General features: G+C 63.9%; 18 protein-coding genes. 9 read left to right on the forward strand and 9 right to left on the reverse strand.

Going from position 1 to position 18,071, the window contains the following annotated elements; genetic code table 11:
- Positions 1 to 2 precede the first annotated feature (2 nt).
- From SB756_RS12020 to cpaB, 5 genes are read right to left on the reverse strand one after another with little or no spacing between them, the layout of a single operon-like run.
- Complete coding sequence (locus SB756_RS12020) at positions 3 to 884, reverse strand: type II secretion system F family protein (protein WP_410910887.1); 882 nt, start codon at positions 882 to 884, stop codon at positions 3 to 5.
- Complete coding sequence (locus SB756_RS12025) at positions 881 to 2,137, reverse strand: CpaF family protein (protein ID WP_016497969.1); 1,257 nt, start codon at positions 2,135 to 2,137, stop codon at positions 881 to 883. Before SB756_RS12025 ends, SB756_RS12020 begins: the two co-directional genes overlap by 4 nt.
- Positions 2,134 to 3,324, reverse strand: coding sequence for a pilus assembly protein (locus tag SB756_RS12030; RefSeq protein WP_410910888.1), 1,191 nt, complete (start codon positions 3,322 to 3,324; stop codon positions 2,134 to 2,136). The genes SB756_RS12025 and SB756_RS12030 overlap by 4 nt, the downstream gene beginning before the upstream one ends.
- Positions 3,321 to 4,559, reverse strand: coding sequence for a type II and III secretion system protein family protein (locus SB756_RS12035; protein WP_410910889.1), 1,239 nt, complete (start codon positions 4,557 to 4,559; stop codon positions 3,321 to 3,323). The genes SB756_RS12030 and SB756_RS12035 overlap by 4 nt, the downstream gene beginning before the upstream one ends.
- Before the next feature lie 18 nt (positions 4,560 to 4,577).
- Positions 4,578 to 5,528 (reverse strand): Flp pilus assembly protein CpaB, encoded by a 951-nt coding sequence (gene cpaB / locus SB756_RS12040; RefSeq protein ID WP_410910890.1) that lies wholly within the window; start codon positions 5,526 to 5,528, stop codon positions 4,578 to 4,580.
- Positions 5,529 to 5,820: 292 nt separating this feature from the next.
- On the opposite strand from cpaB, the gene SB756_RS12045 reads away from it, so the two are divergent.
- Together SB756_RS12045 and SB756_RS12050 are read left to right on the forward strand one after the other, a co-directional pair.
- Positions 5,821 to 5,991, forward strand: coding sequence for a Flp family type IVb pilin (locus SB756_RS12045; RefSeq protein ID WP_016497973.1), 171 nt, complete (start codon positions 5,821 to 5,823; stop codon positions 5,989 to 5,991).
- A gap of 22 nt (positions 5,992 to 6,013) precedes the next feature.
- Positions 6,014 to 6,421 (forward strand): response regulator, encoded by a 408-nt coding sequence (locus SB756_RS12050; protein WP_341796753.1) that lies wholly within the window; start codon positions 6,014 to 6,016, stop codon positions 6,419 to 6,421.
- A gap of 75 nt (positions 6,422 to 6,496) precedes the next feature.
- On the opposite strand, the gene SB756_RS12055 is transcribed toward SB756_RS12050, so the two are convergent.
- Entirely contained in the window at positions 6,497 to 6,844 is a 348-nt protein-coding gene (locus SB756_RS12055; protein WP_016489041.1) for an HPF/RaiA family ribosome-associated protein, read from the reverse strand.
- A 475-nt stretch (positions 6,845 to 7,319) separates the two neighbouring features.
- Between SB756_RS12055 and SB756_RS12060 the strand changes: the two genes are divergently transcribed.
- From SB756_RS12060 to SB756_RS12085, 6 genes are all read left to right on the forward strand, one after another.
- Entirely contained in the window at positions 7,320 to 7,625 is a 306-nt protein-coding gene (locus tag SB756_RS12060; RefSeq protein WP_016497978.1) for a DUF3649 domain-containing protein, read from the forward strand.
- Positions 7,622 to 9,196: a PepSY-associated TM helix domain-containing protein gene (locus SB756_RS12065; RefSeq protein ID WP_410910891.1), complete on the forward strand. Its 1,575-nt coding sequence runs from the start codon at positions 7,622 to 7,624 to the stop codon at positions 9,194 to 9,196. Before SB756_RS12060 ends, SB756_RS12065 begins: the two co-directional genes overlap by 4 nt.
- Complete coding sequence (locus SB756_RS12070) at positions 9,196 to 9,522, forward strand: DUF3325 domain-containing protein (RefSeq protein WP_410910892.1); 327 nt, start codon at positions 9,196 to 9,198, stop codon at positions 9,520 to 9,522. The genes SB756_RS12065 and SB756_RS12070 overlap by 1 nt, the downstream gene beginning before the upstream one ends.
- A gap of 4 nt (positions 9,523 to 9,526) precedes the next feature.
- Positions 9,527 to 10,102 (forward strand): RNA polymerase sigma factor, encoded by a 576-nt coding sequence (locus tag SB756_RS12075; RefSeq protein WP_059395166.1) that lies wholly within the window; start codon positions 9,527 to 9,529, stop codon positions 10,100 to 10,102.
- Positions 10,099 to 11,079 (forward strand): FecR family protein, encoded by a 981-nt coding sequence (locus SB756_RS12080; protein WP_410910893.1) that lies wholly within the window; start codon positions 10,099 to 10,101, stop codon positions 11,077 to 11,079. The genes SB756_RS12075 and SB756_RS12080 overlap by 4 nt, the downstream gene beginning before the upstream one ends.
- A 168-nt stretch (positions 11,080 to 11,247) precedes the next feature.
- Complete coding sequence (locus SB756_RS12085; RefSeq protein ID WP_410910894.1) at positions 11,248 to 13,638, forward strand: TonB-dependent siderophore receptor; 2,391 nt, start codon at positions 11,248 to 11,250, stop codon at positions 13,636 to 13,638.
- Positions 13,639 to 13,737: 99 nt separating this feature from the next.
- Here SB756_RS12085 and SB756_RS12090 read toward each other — a convergent pair whose 3' ends face one another.
- Complete coding sequence (locus tag SB756_RS12090; protein ID WP_341796747.1) at positions 13,738 to 14,613, reverse strand: AraC family transcriptional regulator; 876 nt, start codon at positions 14,611 to 14,613, stop codon at positions 13,738 to 13,740.
- Between the two features lie 274 nt (positions 14,614 to 14,887).
- On the opposite strand from SB756_RS12090, the gene SB756_RS12095 reads away from it, so the two are divergent.
- A complete protein-coding gene (locus tag SB756_RS12095) occupies positions 14,888 to 15,790 on the forward strand; it encodes a DMT family transporter (RefSeq protein ID WP_341796746.1) in 903 nt (300 codons plus the stop codon).
- A gap of 72 nt (positions 15,791 to 15,862) precedes the next feature.
- On the opposite strand, the gene SB756_RS12100 is transcribed toward SB756_RS12095, so the two are convergent.
- Together SB756_RS12100 and SB756_RS12105 are read right to left on the reverse strand one after the other, a co-directional pair.
- On the reverse strand, positions 15,863 to 16,837 hold the full coding sequence (locus SB756_RS12100) for a 2-hydroxyacid dehydrogenase (RefSeq protein WP_016497986.1): 975 nt from the start codon (positions 16,835 to 16,837) through the stop codon (positions 15,863 to 15,865).
- A 194-nt stretch (positions 16,838 to 17,031) separates the two neighbouring features.
- Positions 17,032 to 17,979 (reverse strand): LysR family transcriptional regulator, encoded by a 948-nt coding sequence (locus tag SB756_RS12105; RefSeq protein WP_410910895.1) that lies wholly within the window; start codon positions 17,977 to 17,979, stop codon positions 17,032 to 17,034.
- Positions 17,980 to 18,071 lie beyond the last annotated feature (92 nt).

Here is an 18,071-nt window from a genome sequence, read left to right on the forward strand (position 1 = left end):
GGTCACAAGCTCCTCATCATCCGCCACAGCACCAGGCAACCGAGCACCTGCAGGGCAAAGGCCAGCAACAGCATCATCTGGCCGCTGCTGTCGCGCCACATGGCCAACAGGTAATGCGGGTTGGCCATCATGAAGTAGCCGACCATGGCCAGCGGCAACGACCCGAGAATGATCGCGGTAATGCGGGTTTCGCCGGTCATCGCCTTGAGCTGACGCGCCCCTTGTTCACGCTCGCGGATCAGCTTGATCAGGTTTTCCATCAGTTCGCTGGCATTGCCGCCGTAGCGCTGGTTGATGCGCAAGCCGAGGGCGAACAGCCGCAGTTCGTCCTGCTGGTGCAGTTCGGCCAGCTCGATCACGGCATCCTCCAGCGCCACGCCCAACTGTACGTTGCGCCGCACCCGCGCCATGGCGGAGCGCAGGGGGTCGCGGCTGCTGTCGATGCCGCCCAGCACCGCGTCATTGAGGGTGCGGCCGGCCTTTAGGCTGCGAACGCTGTAGTCCAGCAGGCTGGGCAACTGGTCGACGATTTGCCGCATCCGCCGGCGGCTTTGCCAGCTCAGGATCAGGTACGCCGGGGTCGGCAGGCCGATCAACAGCATCAAGGCAGCCACCCAGCCGGCAACGATCAGCGCCAGCAGCACCACGGCCAGCCACGCCAGCAACCAGCGTTGTGGCTCAAAGTCGATAGCCCCCAAACCGGCGCGTTGCAGCAGGGCGTCGAGCCATTCGCGCCGGGCGGTGCCATTGCGCACAATGCTGAACGCCCGCCCCAGGCGTTGCAGGATGCGCTCTTCGTGCCGCTTGTACAGCCCACGGCGCAGCAGCAGCAAGGCCACGCCCAGCAACAGCGGGGACAGTGCCAGCAACACGGGGCCGGTCACAGCAGGCCCTCTGCGTGCAGCTTGCTGCCTGCCGGGTTGGGGGCTTCGCGCAGAAAGGTATCGCCGCCACGACGATCGAGGCGGAACAGGGTGTTGGTCACGTACACCTCATCGCGCACGCCGACCACTTCCAGCACCTCGCTGACGCAGCGTCGGCCATCGGGCAGGCGGGTCAGCTGGATCACCACATCCAGCGCCGCGCAAACCATTTGCCGCATGGTCTTTTCGGCAATTTGCCGGCCGCTCAGGCCGACCAGGGTTTCCAGGCGCAGCAGCGCATCCTGGGCGGTGTTGGCGTGCACCGTGCTCATCGAGCCATCGTGGCCGGTGTTCATTGCGGTGAGCACGTCGAGCACTTCGCTGCCGCGTATCTCACCCAGGATGATGCGGTCGGGCCGCATGCGCAGGGCGTTGCGGATCAGTTCGCTGGCTTTGACTTCGCCATGCCCTTCGGCATTCGGCGGACGGGTTTCCAGGCGCACCACGTGGGGATGGTGCAAATTCAGTTCGGCGACGTCCTCGATGGTCACCAGGCGTTCGCGGGGCGCGATCATCTGGCTGAGGATGTTCAGCAGGGTGGTCTTGCCGGTGCCGGTACCGCCGCTGACCAGAATGTTGCAACGTTTGCCCACGGCGCGCTCGAAGAAGTCGAAGATGTGCTGGTCGATGGCGCGGGTGGCCAGCAGGTCGGCACTCTTGAGCATGTCCTGGCGGAACTTGCGGATTGACAGGCACGGGCCGTCCAGTGCCACAGGCGGAATGATCGCATTCACCCGGCTGCCATCGGGCATGCGCGCGTCGACCATTGGCGAGGATTCATCCAGGCGCCGGCCAAGCGGGGCGAGGATGCGCTGCATCACCCGCTCCACATGGTGGGCGTCGATAAAGCGCAGGTCGGTTTGCTGCAACAGGCCCGCCCGTTCGACGAACACCCGGTGTGGCCCGTTGACCAGGATTTCCGTGACGGTGGGGTCACGCAACAACACTTCCAGCGGGCCGAAACCGGTCAGCTCATCCACCAGCTCTTCGGCCAGGCGCTCCATTTCGTAGCGCGACATGGCCAGGCGTAGCCGCGCGACGTAATCGCCCACCTGCTCCAGCACGAACTGGGTCAGCGCTGGCCGGGCGCCTTCGAGCAGGTTACGGCCGCTGTCCTCGATGGCGTCGATGGCAAAGCGGTGCAGTGCACGCTTTAGCGCGTAGGGGTCGCCGGAGGCGTGTTGCGGGCCACCAAAGGGTTGGTCATTGCTCATTTGCTCCCCCAAAGCCGACGCAGCCAGGTGAAGGCTGGTGGTGCGAGGTTTTCCGAGCGCTGTGCCAGGCGTTCGCCCAGGCTGCGCAGGGCTTGAGTGAGGTTTTCACGCGGGGCCAGTTCGAACAGGCTCAGGCCTTGGTTTTTCACGTTCAGGCGCACTTCCGGGCTGCAGGGGATGGCCTTGAGCAAGGGCAGCCCGTAGCGTTTGGCCAGGGTATCGGCGTCGGGTGCAACGTTGTTCAGATAACGGTCCACCAACAGGCTGGCGTGCTCCAGCTTCATGCCGTGGTCACGCCACAGGTCGAGCACTTCAAGGTTGCGCCGGCAGTCGAGGATGTTCTGGTCGGTGTAGACGATCAGTTTGTCGCAATGGCTCACCAGCGTGCGCAGGGCTTCGCTGTCGGCATGCCCGGTCAGGTTCACGACGATGTGCTGGAAATGCTGGCGCAGGGCGCTCAACAGCATGTACAGCTCGGCGGCGCTGGTCTGCTGCAGCGGGTCGTCGGCCTCGGCGTAGGTCAGCAGGCGCAAGCCTTTCTTGTCACGTGTGAATGCGCTGTCGATCAGTGTGGTGTCGAGGCGGCGCAAGTGGCGCAGGGCGTCGCCGAAGAAGAACGACGCTTCCAGGCCGAGCAGTGCCAGGCTGTCGCCACGCGGCAGGCCCAGGTCCAGCAACAGGGTTTGCTGGCCGCTCTCCTGCACCACCCGGGCCAGGTGGGTAGTGAGCAATGCCCCGTCGGCACTGCTTTGTACGCCGAACAGCACCGTCAGCCCGCCGAGGGCGGGGTTGCTGGCCACCGCCGGCATGCGCTTGCCCAGGCGGCGCACCAGCCCGGCCACTTCGCTTGCGCGCGAGCCATAGGCGACGAAGTCGCGGGCGCCAGCGCGCATGGCATGCAGCACCAGTTGGTTGTCCATGCCATCGCCGAGGGCGACGATCGCCAGCATCGGCTTGGCCTCCAGCACCCCCTCGATCAAGGCGCACTGGCTGACCAGTTGTTCGCGGTCCAGGCCGATGAACATCAGGTTGCTGAAGGTGGCGTTGACCAGCGCCAGCAGCTCGTCGAGGCTGCCGGCGCTGGCACCGATCACCTGGCCTTGCGGCGCCAGTGCGCCTTGCAGCCAGTGCAGGTCCTCCTCGTTGCGGGTGATGGCGAGGAAGGTGGGGTTCAGGCTCTCGTTCATTGGGATAACCCGCCTTGGCCATCGAAGTTGCCGTTCTCCAGGAAGAACAGGCGCCCCCAGCTGGGGTCGTAGGTGCGCAGGTTCTCGCCCGGCAGTTGCGGCAGCCGGGCGTTGGCGGCCAGCGGCTGGACCAGGTGCGGGGTGACGATCATCAGCAGTTCGGTTTCTTCGCGGCGCATGGCCGAGTTGCGGAAGAACGCGCCCAGTACCGGCAGGCTCCCCAGGCCAGGCAGGCGGTCTACGGCGGAACGGGTGTTGTTGCTGACCAGGCCGCTGATGATGAAGCTCTCGCCATCGGCCAGGGCAATGCTGGTGTCGGTGCGCCTTACCGTCAAACCCGGCACCTGCGTGCCGGCGATGGTCACCACGTTGCTGTAGTCCAGCTCGCTGACCTCCGGCGCCACCTTGAGGGTGATCCTGCCCTGGCTGATGACGGTCGGTGTCAGCGCCAGGCGTACGCCAAATTCCTTGTATTCGATCGACACGTTGTCGCTGCCCGCGCTGGGCACCGGGATCGGGATTTCACCGCCAGCCAGAAAGCTCGCAGTCTGGCCGCTGAGCACGGTCAGGCTGGGGCGGGCCAGGGTGTAGGCGAAGCCGCTGTTTTCCAGGGCGTTGATCATGGCCAGGAAGCGGCTGCTGCCGCCGCCCCAGACGATGTTGAAGACGGTGTCGTCGAGGGGGATCGACGGGGTTACGTTGGGGACCGAACCGGGGCTGACGGACGTGCCGGGCACGGTGCCCGGCGAGCCGATCAGGCTATTGTTGGAGCCTTTGAAGAACAACCGTGCACCGGCCTCCTTGTATTTGGTGCGGCGTACTTCCACGAAGCGGATGTCGGCCTGCACCTGGCTTATCAGTTGCGCATCCTGCGACGGCAAGAAGCTGTCTTCGGCCATGTCGGCACTGGCCCGGCCTTTGACGAACACCATGGCCCTGTGAGGTGACGGGGCGCATGTGGTCCACAGCATCAGGGTGGTATTGCCTTGGCCCACCGCGGTAATTACCACGCCGCGCTCGCCGCTGGACTGCACATCGGCCACCTTCGGCTCACCCACGGCAACCCGGCTGATCGCCAGCGGCAGGCGTAGCTCCTGCTGCAGGCCCTGGTCTATCTCGATGACCGAAGGCAGCTGACTGACCGCTTCGCAGCCTTTACCCGCCGCCTGCGCCTGGGGCAACAGCGCGGCCAGCAGCCCGGTACAACATGCTTGTCTCAAAAAGGAACTACGCATCGCTGCATCCTTGCCGGGTCAGGGGCTTTTATTCGTATCGTCAGCCTGTGCGCCACGGATGATGTGCATGGCGGGTGTGGGGTTACGGGTCGCCAGGCTGGCAGCGTTGACCACCGGCGACTGGGACAGCTGGCTGAAGCGGTAGAGTTCGCGGTTGGCGGCTTCTACCTGCGGTTTGACATCGGGTTCGTTCCAGTACCGAGCCAGGCGTTGTTCATCGGCACTGCGCACGGCCAGGCGCAACGTGCCGGCCTGTGCAGCCAGCATCAAGCGGCTGGCGAAGGCCTCGGGTACTGCCAGCGCTACCGTGCGGGTGCCGTTGCCGCTCATGCTGGCCTGTTCGCGCCGGGCCTTTTGCTCTTCGGCGGTCTGCGCCGGGCGGCCATCGTTGGCCAGGCCCGTCTGCTCGCCGACGCTGAGCACGCGCAAGGCCGGCAGTACCACCTGGGCGGAGGACTGCGGGTTGTTAGGCTCTTCACGCAGGAACAGCAACACGTCCACGTAGTCACCCGGGCGCACTTGGCCGGCAGCGCCGACCACTTCGTCCACACCGACTGCCACGGCGCGCTCGTTGGCGCGGATCATCCGCGCCAGCGGGCCGCCGGCCTGGAAGCTGGACTCATCCAGCCAGGTGCCCGCGGCAAGTGGCCTGGCGCTGGTTCGCCCGATCACCTGGGCGGTTTGCTGGTAGGCCCCGGCGGGGGCAACCTGCAGGCGCTCGATCAGCACATCGTCTTCAGTGACCGGCGTATTGGCGGGCAGTGCCTTGCGCAGGACGACGACGGCTGTACGCAGTGGTTCCGGTGGAGCGGTGGGGGGTGGGGCGACGGCGACAACCGGTTGTTCGCCCGTAGGGGTAACCGGTGCAGGCACAGCAGCAGGGCGGCTGAGCACAATGCCCCAGTAGCCTGCCAGCAGTGCTGCCAGCAGGAAGAATGCCGCCAGTATCAGGGTCAAGCGACTACTCATCTCAGCCTCCCTGCACGCGTCGACTGATGGCAAAAAGTCACTATTTCGCTATAGGACGGTAGCCCAGCCATCACCATTTGCCATGAGCTGGAGTGGTTTTTTTCGGGATCGTGATTAAGTCAAGGTAATACAGAGGGTTAGCATTTTTATGGGTGTTAATTCTCGGGAATTAATACTTTGTAATTAATCCTTTAATACATTTGCAGACCTTTCCAGCTTGACGATGCTGATGGCAAATAGGTGTCACTTTGATACCGCCATCGCCGGCATGCATGCCGCAAGGAGCTGAGCCATGAAACTGTTCATTCTGCACTGCATGAACTTCCTGCATCGCAAGGACGGAGCATCCGGTATCGAATACGCGGTCATCGCGACGATGGTTGCAGTGGTGTTGGCGGCATTCGTCGGGGACATCTCCACGGCGGTCAACGCCACCTTCACCACGATCAAAAATGCCCTTTGACCATTGAACAGGAGCCAACGCCATGCAGGACGCTTCCTCGCGCCAGCAGATCCTTTTGGTGGATGACGAGCAGGACGTTCTGCTGGAGCTGGCCGAACTTTTAGAGAACGAAGGCTTCGCCTGCCTGACCGCGACATCGGTACAGGCTGCCTTGCAACAGCTTACCCGTCATCCGGACGTTGCCCTGGTGATCACCGACCTGCGTATGCCCGAGGAAAGCGGCATCGGTTTGATCAGGCGCATGCGCGAGCATACGGCCCGCCTGCACCTGCCGGTGATTGTCATGTCCGGGCAGGCCGACCTGGATGATGTCAGCGAACTGCTGCACCTGCAGGTGGTGGATTTTTTCCGCAAGCCGCTTTATCACAAGCGTTTGCTGACAACCCTGGAGAACCTGTTCCCCGTGCCAAGGCTGAGGGTAGTGAATTGAGGGAGCCCTTGAATGGCCTTTAATGGCCTTTAATAAAAGCGCCCGGCACTTGGCCGGGCGTTTTCATTGCTGGGGTCAGGCGTCCGGGTCGCTCAGTTCCAGGGCGCCGCGCTTGCTGCGCAGCTTGCCGTAGAAGTGTTCCAGCGCGTGGTTGAGTTTGGTGGCGGCACCGTCGACTGCCTGGTCTACCGAAGTGGCAGTGTGGGTCACGGAAATCGGTTGGTGGCCTTTGGGGCGAGCCTCCATCTGGCAGCGTTTGTCATGCGGTCCGGGCTTGGCGCCGTTCTCGTCGCGCAGGTGAACCTCGATGCGGGTGAGGTCTTCTTCGTAACGTTCCAGAGAGCTCTGCAGGGTACTGCGGACCCACTGATCGAGACGGGCGTTGCTTTCGAAATGGTTGCTGCTGTTGACCTGGATTTGCATGATTCAATCCTTATTCAGCTTGCTCGCATGGAGACGCGCCTAGGCCCTTGAGACCCTTGGAATTTCTGCGCCTCTTGACTCTAAGGTCAGGCAACCGCGGACCGAATTCAAGCCCTTTTTGAAAATAAATTTCTTGTTGCAAATCCATCGATGCATGGCGGAGGGCAGGGCTGCATGGCCGTTCGACCGTGGATGTGAGCGCGCTGGGCACCGTGATACTCCGGCGCCAGGTAGCGCAACTGGTAGTAAGAATTGTTCGCATTGTATTGCAGGGCAGAATGCTCGGCAATCTCCACCGGCCCTATCGCCGGCAAGCCCGCTCCCACACAACCCCGCTGTCTTCAAGCCCTGTGCAATACCTATGGGAGCTGGCTTGCCGGCGATAGGGCCAGGACAGGCAACACATCGCTAACTCTTTGCCTATGAGAATTGAAATCATTATTATTGCAACCCCCAAAACACCCGGACTTTCGCCATGACGCGCAAAACCGCCGGCCTCTCGCTCAGCTATCGGCTGGCCGTTGCCTCACGCAGCCTGGCCGCGCTGTTGGGCGGCTACCTGCTGGCGTCCATGGCCAGCGTCTGCATTGCCTTGGTGGCGCCACTGCCTAAGGTCGATGCCACGCTGACCGGCCTGCTGTTGTCGTTCGTCTTCTACCTGCTGGCATTCATCTGGTGCTTCGCCTGTCGCAGCGCCTGGCGTGCCTGGCTGGGGGTGTTGGCGCCGAGCCTGTTGCTGGGCATGATCAGCGGCGTTGCCTACTGGATGAAAAACCCATGAAAGAAGGCTTCCGCCAGGCGATGGCCTGGCTGCACACCTGGACCGGCCTGATCTTTGGCTGGCTGTTGTTTGCCATCTTCCTCACCGGCACGCTGTCGTACTTCAAGGATGAAATCACCCACTGGGCGCAGCCCGAGGTGCGCCGTCATACCCTGGACCCGGCCCTCAGTCTGGACAAGGCCCAGCAATACCTGCAGGACAATGCCGGGCATTCCGCCTCCTGGTTCATCGACATGCCCAACGAGCGTGAGGCGGCCCTGAGCGTGGGCTATCGCGACCCCAACGGCGGGCCGCGTGGCTTCGTCAACAAAACCCTCGACACCCAGACCGGCCTGCCAGTGGAAGCACGCGACAGCCGGGGTGGCGAGTTCTTCTACCGGTTCCACTTCCAGCTGCAGATGCCGTACCCGTTTGGCCGCTGGCTGTCGACCTTCTGCGCCTTCATCATGCTGCTGGGGCTGGTCACCGGCATCATCACCCACAAGAAGATCTTCAAGGAGTTCTTCACCTTCCGCCCCGGCAAGGGCCAGCGCTCCTGGCTGGACGGGCACAACGCCATCGGCGTGCTGGTGCTGCCCTTCCACCTGATGATCAGTTACAGCAGCCTGGTGCTGTTCATGTACATGGTGATGCCGGCTGGCATCATGGCCAGCTATGGCAATGACACCGGTAAGTACTTCAACGACCTGTTCGGCCGCGACGATGCGCCCAAAGCGGCCCAGGTGCCCACGCCGCTGGTTGCGCTGCCAACCCTGTACGCCAAGGTCCAGGAACTGCAACCGGGCGCGCGTATCGGCTTCATCCAGGTGCAGAACCCCGGCGACAGCAATGCCCGCGTCACCTTCACCCAGTCGGCTGCCGACCACGTGGCTTATCGGCGCAGTGCCAACTGGACGTTCGACGGCGCCAGTGGTGCGCTGCTGAGCCAGGGCAAGCCAGAGAGCGGGGCGATGATGACTGCCTTCAGTTTTGCCGGGCTGCACATGGGCAATTTCGCCGGGCCGTGGCTGCGCTGGCTGTATTTCTTCTTTGGCGTCGCCGGGACTGCGGTGATCGGCACCGGGCTGGTGATGTGGCTGGGCAAGCGCCAGCTCAAGCATGCCAAGAGCGCGCACATGCCGGGTGAATTGCGCCTGGTCGAGGTGCTCAATATCGCCAGCATGAGCGGGCTGCTGCTGGCGGCGGCGGGCTTCTTCTGGGCCAACCGCCTGATCCCGGTGGGCGTCGAGGGCCGCGCTGGCTGGGAGGTCAATGCCTTCTTCATCGCCTGGGGCTTGTCACTGGTGCATGCCGTGCTGCGCAGCGGGCGCCGGGCGTGGGGCGAGCAACTGGCGCTGGGGGCGCTGGCCTTTGTTCTGCTGCCGCTGCTCAATGGCTTGAGCACCGACCGGGGATTGAACCATTCGTTGCAGGCAGGTGACTGGGCCATGGCCGGCTTCGACCTGACGGCCCTGGGTACTGGCCTGTTCCTGGCCTGGCTGGCCGGCAAGATGCTGCGCAGCCCCAAACCGGTTGCCAAGCGGCCACGCGCGGCAAAAAAAGCGGGCACTGAAACGGCGCAGGTGAGCTGATGCTGGGTAACGCACTGATTGCATTCGCAGGTTTTGTCGCCCTGTGCCTGGCCATGGAAAAGCACTTCAGCGATTTGCTCGGGCGCAAGCCGCGCCCCAGGCAGTTGCAGCTGCTGCACGTTGCCGGCTGGCTGCTGCTGATGCTGTCGCTGATCCTCAGCGTGCACCTGCGTGGCTGGGCCCATGGCCTGGTGGAATGGACGGCAGTGATGATGGCCGGGGTGACCGTGTGGGTGTTCGGCCTGCCGTACCAGCCACGTCTGCTGCTGGGCCTGGCCGCCGCCAGCGTGGTGCTGGGCCCATTGCTGGCCGTGTTTGCCGTGTGAACCTGTGAGCGAGCAGGGGGATATCATCGAGCCCGAAGCCGACAGCAGTGGAGGGCGCGCACGTTTCGTCCAGGTGTTCCTGGCCCAACGGGCGCGCATGGAGGCGCTGGTCAGCCGGCGCGTTGGCTGCCGCGCCACGGCTTCAGACCTGGTGCAGGAACTGTTCCTGCGTTTCTGGCGCCGCCCCGAGGTCAAGGTCGAGGCGCTGGACACCTACCTGTTGCGCTGTGCCGGCAACCTGGCCATCGACCACCTGCGCAGTGAAGGCAGCCGCGAACGGGTGGCAGAAGCCGCTTTGCCCATGGACGAGGCGGCAATGGCTCAGGCGCCGGAGCAGGCGCTGGAGGTCGACCACGACCTGCAGCGCATCGAAGCTGCCTTGCGCGCATTGCCCGAGCGCACCCGGCAGATCTTTCTGCTCAACCGCATCCATGGCTGCAAGTACGGCGAAATTGCCAAGGCCATGCAGCTGTCCCAGAGCGCCGTGGAAAAGCATATGATGCGCGCCCTTGAAGCGTGCAAGGCGAGTGTTGCCGAGCCCGCGTCCACCCCACGCCGGCCTGGGAGTGCCCGTCGATGAGCCGTTTGCCCCCGATCACCGAGGCGCAGTCCCAGGCCGCCCTGCAATGGCTCAGCCGCATCAATGAGCAGCCCGCGCAAGCCGAAGGGGCTGCGTTCAAGCGCTGGTTGCTGGCCGACCCCGTGCACCGTGACGCCTACCAACAGGCCCAGGCGCTGTGGCAGAAAAGCGCCGCCCCGGCGGCGCGCCTGGCGGACGAAGAACAGGACGCCCTGCAGCGCTACCTCGATGCCATGGCCAAGCCGCCGACCCGCGGCCCGTGGCGGCAGGTGGCAGCACTGGCGATGGCGGCCTGCCTGCTGCTGGCCGTGGGCGTTGCCGGTGGCTGGCACCCGGCGTACTGGTTGCAGGACCTGCAGGCCGACTACAGCAGTGCCGGGCTGGTTCGCCAGGTGACTTTGGCCGACCAGTCGCAGGTGACGCTTGATGCCGGCAGCGCCATTGCGGTCGATTTTGCCCAGGGAGAGCGCCGTGTGCGGTTGTTGCATGGCGCAGCGTTCTTCGAGGTCACGCATACCGGCGAGCCGTTCCTGGTCGAAGCCGGCGGTGGCGAAGTGCGGGTGCTCGGCACTCAGTTCGAGGTGCGTGAGCAAGGCGACGGCGCCCAGGTGACGGTGCGCAGCGGGCGTGTGGGCGTGAGCGCTGCGCAAGGCACTCTGGCGCGTGAGCTGACGGCCAATCAGCAGGTGGCCTTCAGCGCAGGCAGGGTAGGCGACACCCTGGGGGTGGACAGTGAAAACCGCCTGGCCTGGCGCCAGGGGTGGCTGAACTATTACCAGGTGCCGCTGGCGCAGGTGGTCGAAGACCTTGGGCGCTATTACCCGGGGCGCATCCTGTTGCTGGATGGCGAACTGGGGCAGCGCAAGGTCAGCGGCAGCTTCCCGGTGACCGAGCCGCTGCTGGCGCTGGATTCGCTGGGCAAGGTGATGGGTTTTTCGCGGCAGACCGTGTTGGGGCGTCTGACCCTGGTTCGGTAGCAGCCTGCACCGGCCATGCAGTACCTGTAGGAGCAGCCTTGTGCTGCGAAGAGGCCGGCACAGGAAAAATAATTTCAATCAACGGGTGAGGTAACAGGACGTGGCATCCGTGTAATGAGTGAAAGTGCGATTCATTCGCAATCGTCACCCTCTCACAGGTCAGCGTCCATGAAGTTCTCCTCGCGTTGCGTCCCTCTCTGGCTCGGCCTGGCTGCGGTCCCGGCCTTGGCTGTCGCCCCTCTGGCAAGCGCCGCCGAGCAGTTGCAGGCCTATGCCTTCGCCCAGCCGGCCCAACCCTTGGCCCAGGCCCTCGACGCTTTCAGCCGCACCACCGGCCAGAGTGTGGTTTACACCCTCGAACTGCCGGGCGTGCAAGCGCCCGCGTTGAATGGCCGTTTCAGCGCCGAGCAGGCGCTGCAACAGCTGCTGGGCAACACCGGGCTGGCTTGGCGGCGCGTCGACGCACGCACCCTGACCCTCGAACCCGCCGACACCTCAGGCGCCCTCAACCTGCAGGCCACCAACGTAACCTCGCAGCTGGACGACTACAGCTACCAGCCCCCGGCCAGCGCTTCGATCATGCGCGGGCAGGGGCCGAACCAGGACATCCCCCAGGCCATCAACGTGGTACCGGCCCAGGTCATTCACGACCAGGCACCGCGCAACCTCGACGATGCGCTGGCCAACGTCAGCGGCATTACCCAGGGCAACAACTTTGGCGGCACGTCCGACACGGTGATGAAGCGCGGCTTTGGCGACAACCGCGACGGCTCGATCATGCGCGATGGCATGCCCATCGTGCAGGGGCGTAGCCTCAACGCCAGCACCGAGCGGGTTGAAGTGCTCAAGGGCCCGGCCTCGCTGCTGTACGGCATCCAGGATCCGGGCGGGGTGATCAACGTGGTCAGCAAGCGCCCGCAACTGCAGCAGTACAACGCCCTGGACGTGCGCGGCTCGACCTACGGCAGCGGCAAGAATGGCAGTGGCGGCGGGCTCGACAGTACCGGTGCGCTGGGCGACAGCAACTTCGCCTACCGCTTGATCGTCGACCATGAAGACGAAGACTACTGGCGCAACTACGGCGTGCACCGCGAATCGCTGGTGGCGCCGTCGCTGGCCTGGCTGGGTGAAGACACCCAGGTGGTACTGGCCTACGAGCACCGCGAGTTTCTCTACCCCTTCGACCGGGGCACCGCGTTCGGCAGCGATGGCCACCCGCTGAACATCCCCGCCACGCGCCGCCTGGACGAGCCGTTCAACGACATGGAAGGGCGCTCCGACCTGTATCGCCTGGAGGTCGACCATCAGCTGGCCAATGACTGGAAGCTGCACTTTGGCTACAGCTTCAACCGCGAGACCTATGATGCCAGCCAGGTACGGGTGACCGGCGTCAATGAAGCCAAAGGCACGCTGACACGCAGCATCGATGGCACCCACAACGCCATGAGCCGTGACCAGTTCGCTACCCTGAGCCTGGCCGGTAATGTGGAGTTGGCCGGCCTGGAGAATGACCTGTTGTTCGGCGTCGACCATGAAGACCGCAAGGTGTATCGCGGCGACCTGATTCGCCAGACTGCCAAGTCCACTTTCAGCTATGTGGACCCGGTCTACGGCCAGGAAGTGGAAGGCAGCACGGTGCGTGCCAGCGACAGCGACCAGACCGACAAGCTGCGCACCGATGCACTGTTCGTGCAGGACGCATTGCACCTGGATGACCACTGGATCCTGGTGGCCGGCGCACGCTTCCAGCAGTTCGACCAGTACGCCGGCCGCGGCCGCCCGTTCACGGCCAATACCGATAACAGCGGCCAGGCCTGGGTGCCGCATGCCGGCATCGTCTACAAGCTTGATGAGCAGCTGTCGTTCTACGGCAGTTACAGCGAGTCGTTCAAGCCCAACTCCAGCATTGCGCCGCTGACTGGCGGTGTGGTGCTGGACGCGTCCGTTGCACCAGAGGAAGGCAAGTCGTGGGAGTTGGGCGCCAAGCTGGACATGCCCGGTCGCCTGACCGGTACGCTGGCGCTGTTCGATATCACCAAGCGTAATGTGCTGGTTGCCAATTTCGACAGCGGGACTGGCGAGACGGTCTACAGCAATGCCGGTGAGGTCAATTCAAGAGGTGTGGAGCTTGACCTGACCGGCCAGCTCAGCGATCACTGGAGCTTGATCGGCAGCTATGCCTTTACCGATGCCAAGGTTACAAAAGACCCGGACCTTGAGGGCAACCGCTTGCAGAACGTTGCCAAACACAGTGGTTCGCTGTCGGCTGTTTACGACTTCGGCAGCCTGTTCGGTGGCGACAAGCTACGTGTAGGTGCAGGCGCGCGTTACGTGGGTGAGCGGGCGGGCAATTCGACCAACACCTTCGACCTGCCGTCGTACACCGTGGCCGATGCGTTCGCCAGCTACGAGACCAAGCTGGATGAGCACAACGTGCGTTTGCAGCTGAACGTAAAGAACCTGTTCGACAAGGTTTACTACAGCTCGGCGGTGAACCAGTACTTCGTGGCTATCGGCGATGCGCGGCAGGTGAGCCTGTCCAGCACCTTCGAATTCTAGGTATTTGGGGCTGCCTTGCAGCCCTTTCGCGGCACAAGGAATCCATGATCCCTGTAGGAGCGGCCTTGTGCCGCGAAAGGGCCGCAAAGCGGCCCCATTTCACGCCTTGAATGCCGAACGGTATTCCCCAGGTGTTGCACCAAGCGCCTGCCTGAACCGGTTGCTGAAATGGCTGGCACTGGCAAACCCGCACAGCAGGGCAATCTCCCCCAGCGGCATCACGCCCAGCTGCAGCAGCTGGCAGGCCCGGTGCAGTCGCCGGGCCAGCAGGTACTGGTGCGGCGGTAGGCCGAAACTGCTGCGGAACATGCGCGCAAAGTGGTATTCGGACAGGTTGCAGCGCAAGGCCAGTTCGCCCAGGGTAATCGGCTGGTCCAGGTGCGCCTCGATGTAATCGACCAGTTGCCGGCGCAGGTTCGGCGCTAGCCCGCCTTTCAGGCGCAGGCCCTGGCGCAGCCCGACCTGGTTGAGCAGCGCATGGTCGACGATCTCGTGGGCCAGGCTGCTGGCCAGCAAGCGCTCGCCGGGCTCGTCCCAGTCCAGCTGGATCAGTTGGCGAAAGCGCACGGCCTGTTGCGGGTCGTCCAGAAAAGTCGCTTCCTGCAACTGCAGTTCACGCGGTTCCCGGTCGAGCAGGCGCACACAACCCAGGGCGAACTGCACCTCGCTGACATACAAGTGCGCCAGGCGGATTGCACCATTGACCACCCAGTTCGACTCCTGCCCGGCTGGCATCACGCACAGCTTGCCGGGCGCGCCCTTGTCGGCCGGGCGCTGGCGGCGAAAGGTGCCGGTGCCGTCGGCGATGTAGCACGACAGGGTGTGGTGGGTCGGGGCCTGATAGTCGCGGGCATCGTCGCGGTTGCTCCACAGCGCCGCCGCCAGCCCGTCGCCCAGGTGCGCGCTCAGCTCCAGCCTGGCGTGGGGCGAGGCATGCATGGCGTTGAACACTTGCAGTTGGGTGAGTGGCGTCATGGGGGGCTCCTCTTGCCAGCCATCCTACTGCGCCTTGCATCGAGTGACATCTACCGGCAAAGGAAAAGCGCAAGTTTGTGCAAGCGCCAGGCGCCGCACAGGGCGAACACTGGTGGCACTGGCGAGGGCTGCACCCTCGATCGCCGGCAAGCCAGCTCCCACAGGTACAGCATCTGCCTCAAGCCGGGCACTGTACCTGTGGGAGCTGGCTTGCCGGCGATGGGGCGCGAAGCGGCCCCGGTGTGAATGGACGACCGCTTGAGGAGCCCTACCCATGAACCTGTCACTCTACCTGCTTACCGTCCTGATCTGGGGCACCACCTGGATCGCCTTGAAGCTCCAGCTGGGCGTTGTCGCCATCCCGGTCTCGATCGTCTATCGCTTCGCCCTGGCCGGCCTCATCCTGTTCGCCATCCTGCTGCTCACCCGCCGCCTGCAACCCATGAACCGCCGCGGCCACCAGATCTGCCTGGCCCAAGGCTTGTGCCTGTTCTGCGTCAATTTCATGTGCTTCCTCACTGCCAGCCAGTGGATTGCCAGTGGCCTGATCGCCGTGGTGTTCTCCACTGCAACCCTGTGGAACGCACTTAACGCGCGGGTCTTCTTCGGCCAGAAGATCGCCGCCAATGTGCTGGGCGGCGGTGCCCTGGGCCTGATCGGCCTGGGGCTGCTGTTCTGGCCAGAGCTGTCCCACCATGCCGCCAGCCGCGAGACCCTGTTCGGGCTCGGCCTTGCCCTGCTCGGCACGCTGTGTTTCTCGGCAGGCAACATGCTGTCGAGCATGCAGCAGAAGGCGGGGCTCAAGCCCATGACTACCAATGCCTGGGGCATGGTCTACGGGGCCGCCATGCTGATGGTTTATTGCCTGTTCAGCGGCATTCCTTTCACCATGGAGTGGAACACCCGCTACATCGGTTCGCTGATGTACCTGGTGATTCCGGGTTCGGTGATCGGCTTCACTGCCTACCTGACCCTGGTCGGGCGCATGGGGCCGGAGCGGGCAGCCTATTGCACGGTGCTGTTCCCGTTGGTGGCGTTGAATGTGTCGGCGGTGGCCGAGGGGTATCAGTGGACGGCGCCGGCCTTGTTGGGGCTGGTGGCGGTGATGGCGGGGAATGTGCTGGTGTTTCGCAAGCCCAAGGCCAAGGTGGCTGACGGTATTTTGGTGGCCAAATAGATAATCTGTTGCCTGTACCGGCCTCTTCGCGGGCAAGCCCGCGAAGAGGCCGGTACAGGCAAAGTAAGGCTATCAGCCCTTCCACACCTGCGGGTTCACCAGGTCCCGCGGCCGTTCACCCAGCAGTGCCGCGCGCAGGTTCTCCATCGCGCGGTTGGCCATGGCCTCACGGGTTTCGGCAGTGGCCGAACCGATGTGCGGCAAGGTCAGCGCGTTGGGCAGTTTGAACAGCGGCGAATCGCTCAGCGGCTCTTTCTCGTACACATCCAGGCCTGCCCCACGAATGGTGCCGTTCTGCAGCGCTTCGATCAGCGCGGCTTCGTCCACCACCGGCCCGCGGGCGATGTTGATCAGGAACGCGCTTGGCTTCATCAGCTTCAGTTCACGCGCACTGATCAACTTGCGGGTGGCGTCGGACAATGGCACCACAATGACGACGAAGTCCGCTTCTGCCAGCAACTGCTCCAGGCTGCGGAACTGCGCGCCCAGCTCTTGCTCCAGCGCGGTCTTGCGGCTGTTGCCCGCGTAGATGACCGGCATGTTGAAGCCGAACCGGCCGCGACGGGCAATGGCGGCACCGATGTTGCCCATGCCGACGATACCCAGCGTCTTGCCATGCACATCGCTACCGAAGAGGGCCGGGCCCACGGTGGCCTGCCAGTTGCCGGCCTTGGTCCAGGCATCCAGTTCGGCAGTGCGGCGGGCGCAGCCCATGACCAGCGAGAAGCCCAGGTCGGCGGTGCTTTCGGTGAGCACGTCTGGGGTATTGGTCAGGGCGATGCCGCGTTCGTTGAAGTAGTCCAGGTCGTAGTTGTCGTAGCCGACCGACACGCTGGACACCACCTCCAGCCTGGCCGCGCCTTCAAGCTGCGCACGGCCCAGCTTGCGCCCGACACCGATCAGGCCGTGGGCCTCCGGCAGGGCTTCGTTGAACTGGGCGTTGATGTCGCCGAGCTTGGGGTTGGGCAAAATCACGTTGAAGTCTTGCTGCAGGCGCTCGGCCATGGCCGGGGTGATACGGCTGAAGGCCAGGACGGTCTTTTTCATCGGGCAACTTCTCTGCAAGGCGGTAGGACGAGGGTGGATTCTTCGCGGGTAAATCGGATCGCCGCACCGCCGCTCCCACAGGTTTTGCACAAGCCTCGTGAGCAGCGCTGTACCTGTGGGAGCGGGCGTGCCCGCGAATGGGCCGACAATGGTTAGCAACCTACCATTGTCCACCCCCGCAATGCAGCAGCTTTTTAGTTGGCGACCAGCACCTGATGGGTTTTCAGGTCGGCCTCATGGGCCGCGAGAATCTCCGGTAGCGAGTTGCGCAGGTACTCGACCCACGTCTTGATCTTGGCATCCAGGTACTGCCGCGACGGGTAGATGGCGTACAGGTTCAGCTCCTGCAGGCGGTACTCGGGCAGCACCCGCACCAGGCTGCCATCACGCAGGCCATCGATGGCCGAATAGATCGGTAGCACGCCTACGCCCATGCCGCTGCGGATCGCAGTCTTCATGGCATCGGCGGTATTGACCATGAACGGCGAGCTGGTGATGTTGACCATCTCCTGACCTTCCGGCCCGTCGAACAGCCATTTTTCCAGCGGTATCACCGGGCTGACCATGCGCAGGCAGGCGTGCTTGAGCAGGTCGGCGGGCTTTTGCGCACTGCCGTGGCGGGCGATGTAGTCGGGCGAGGCGCAGACGATGCTGTAGGTGATGCCCAGGCGCTGCGACACGAACCCCGAGTCGGGCAGTTCGGTGGCCAGCACGATGGACACGTCATAGCCCTCGTCAAGCAGGTCGGGTACGCGGTTGGCCATGGTCAGGTCGAAGGTGACGTCCGGGTGCGATTCGCGGTAGCGGGCAATGGCATCGACCACGAAGTGCTGGCCCACCCCGGTCATCGAGTGCACCTTCAGCTGCCCGGCCGGGCGGGCATGGGCATCGCTGGCTTCGGCTTCGGCTTCTTCCACATAGGTAAGAATCTGTTCGCAGCGCATCAGGTAGCGCTTGCCGGCCTCGGTCAGCGCAATGCGGCGGGTGGTACGGTTGAGCAGCCTTGTTTGCAGATGGGCTTCCAGGTTGGAGACCGCCCGCGACACGTTCGCGGTGGTCGTATCCAGTTGCGCGGCAGCAGCGGTAAAGCTGCCAAGCTGGGCTACGCAACTGAAAGCACGCATGTTTTGCAGGGTGTCCATGGGTCACTCTCGATGCAGAGGACAAAATTGTGTCACGAAGTAACGCAGAAAAGCTGAAAAGTTGCCTTCGACCAAAGGCGGATTATCGCTGT

The sequence above is a fragment of the Pseudomonas sp. SIMBA_068 genome (assembly GCF_046534705.1).
Taxonomy (GTDB): Bacteria; Pseudomonadota; Gammaproteobacteria; order Pseudomonadales; family Pseudomonadaceae; genus Aquipseudomonas; species Aquipseudomonas putida.